The organism is Zoogloea oryzae (assembly GCF_030161255.1).
GTDB classification, from domain to species: Bacteria; Pseudomonadota; Gammaproteobacteria; order Burkholderiales; family Rhodocyclaceae; genus Zoogloea; species Zoogloea oryzae.
This window is the reverse complement of the sequence record NZ_BSPX01000171.1, coordinates 1-2,088: the sequence shown is the minus strand read 5'-3', so window position 1 is coordinate 2,088 and position 2,088 is coordinate 1. Positions and strand designations below refer to the sequence as shown.

Sequence of the window (2,088 nt, the reverse complement as noted above, 5' to 3'; positions counted from 1 at the left end):
CGGCGGCCTTGTCGGCGAGGCTGGCGCCGAGGGCGTAGCCCAGCCGGGTGGGCAGCAGGTCGCCATCCACCGCGTGGAAGTTGCGCCCGGTAGGCAGCGCCTCGGGCGAGCGCAGCGGGTCGTTGCCCTTGCCCGGCGCCACGAAGCGCCCGGCGAGCCCGGCCAGCAGGCCTTCCATCTCGAGCCGCGGCGAGGCGGCCAGCTTGGCGGCGATGGCCGCGTCGTAGCCGCCCGCCACCTGAGCCATCGAGCCCGCCATCAGGGCCAGGGATTCGGCGCTCCAGTCCTGCCCGAAGACGTGCAGGCCGTGGGGCATGAACTTCTCCTGCAGCTTGGTGAGGTAGTGGCCGATCTCGTGGGCGAGCAGGTCGTCGTCGGCGTCCTCGAAGCCGATGCCGCGCACCTCCAGCACGTCGGCCATCGAGGCCTCCAGCTCGGCGCGCAGGTTGAGGGCCGTCACCTGCTCACGCATGGTGCGAGCAGCCTGGGCCTTGAGGCTCTCGCTGTTGGCGGCCTCGAAGCTCTCCACCACCTGGCGCAGTTCCAGCAGCTTGTCGTAGAGCGGCGTGGCGGAGAGCGGCGGAGTGAGGTGGTCGACGATCACCGCCAGCCCGCGCCGCTTGGCCTGCACGCCCTCGCCCACCCCGTCGACGATGTAGGGGTAGATGCCCGGCAGGTCGGCGGTGACGAGGCTGGGATAGTCGTCGGCGGTGAGGCCGACGGCCTTGCCGGGCAGGAACTCGTAGGTCGAATGGCGGCCCAGATGCACCACCGCGTCGGCCCGGAAGCGGTCGCGGAGCCAGTGGTAGAAGGCCAGATACTGGTGGGGCGGCGACACGCTGGTGTTGGCGTGGAGCAGCTCCTCATCCACCTCCCAGCCCCGGGGCGGCTGCGGCCCGACGAAGACCTTGCCGAAGGTGAGGCCCGGCACCAGCAGCTTGCCATCGGCCACCATCACCTTGCCCGGCGCAGCGCCCCAGCCGCGCAGGCCCTCGACGCCGTAGCCGACGATGCGCCACGCGAGGCTTGAGAGACGCTCGCACTTGCGCAGGGGCACATCGGCGAGGCACTCGCGGTAGCCGGCTTCGAGTGCCTTCAGCCCGGCGATGGCCTCGGCACGGCGCGGGTGGTCGGCGCCTTCGGCCAGGTGGTGGAGCTCCTTCATCACCGACTCGACCCGCTTGCGCCCCAGGCTGCGCTCGCCGGCCCGCTCGGCCTCCAGCACCTCGGCGTGGAGCCGGCCGAGGGGGCCGGACACCATCTCGCCACGCACCCGTTCGGGCAGGCCGGCGAACCAGCTCTGGTAATCGGCGGCGCTCACCCCGGCCACCTCGCGGGAGAGCTCGGCCAGGGCGGCCTTGTCTTCGGGCAGGTTCACGCCCCGGGCCATGATCCCGTCGAGCAGCGCCTCGGGCGACGCGGGCAGCTCGCCGGTGTCGTAGCCCTCGGCCTTCAAGCGCGTGAGGATGGCGAACAGCGAGGCGGGCACGTCCAGGTTGTCGGCGCCGATGTTCTGCCGGCCCGGCGGGTGGTTGTAGTAGACAATGGCCACCCGCTTGTCGGCGTTGGCCTTGGCACGCAGGGCCTGCCAGCGGGTGGCGCGGGCCACCAGCCGGGTGATCTCGGCGGCGATGGGCTCGGTGCGGCGCAGCTCGACGCCGGTGAGCGGATCGACCCGCCCAGCCCCCACCGCCGACACCACGATGGGCTGGCCGATGCCCTGCAGCTCGGGCAGCGCCACCCGGTACTGCACCGAATCCACCGGCAGCCCTTCGGGCGACAGGCGCCACTGGGTGGCGGTGCGCTCGGTAAGGCGGATCGCCTTGATGACCGGCAGGTCGAGCTTTTTCAGGGCTTCGGTGACGGCCTCGCGGTTTTCGGCAGCGCCGACCACGAAATCCTGCACCACCACCAGCGCCGCAGGGCGGGCCGGGGCGAGGAGTTCGGGCAGGCGCTCCACCGCCTCCCGCGAGGCGCCGCCCCAGCGGGTCAGCACCTCGGCGCAGGGCAGGCCCTGGCGGCGCGACTCGGCGCAGATCGCCGCGGCAGTGCCGGATTCAATGTTGGCGAGATCCAGCACCGCCAGCG

1 protein-coding gene is annotated in these 2,088 nt (G+C 72.4%); it reads right to left on the bottom strand.

Features of this window, described 5'->3' with window-relative positions:
- On the bottom strand, positions 1-2,088 hold a 2,088-nt coding region (locus QQK25_RS22765), incomplete at both ends, for a cobaltochelatase subunit CobN (RefSeq protein ID WP_284190015.1).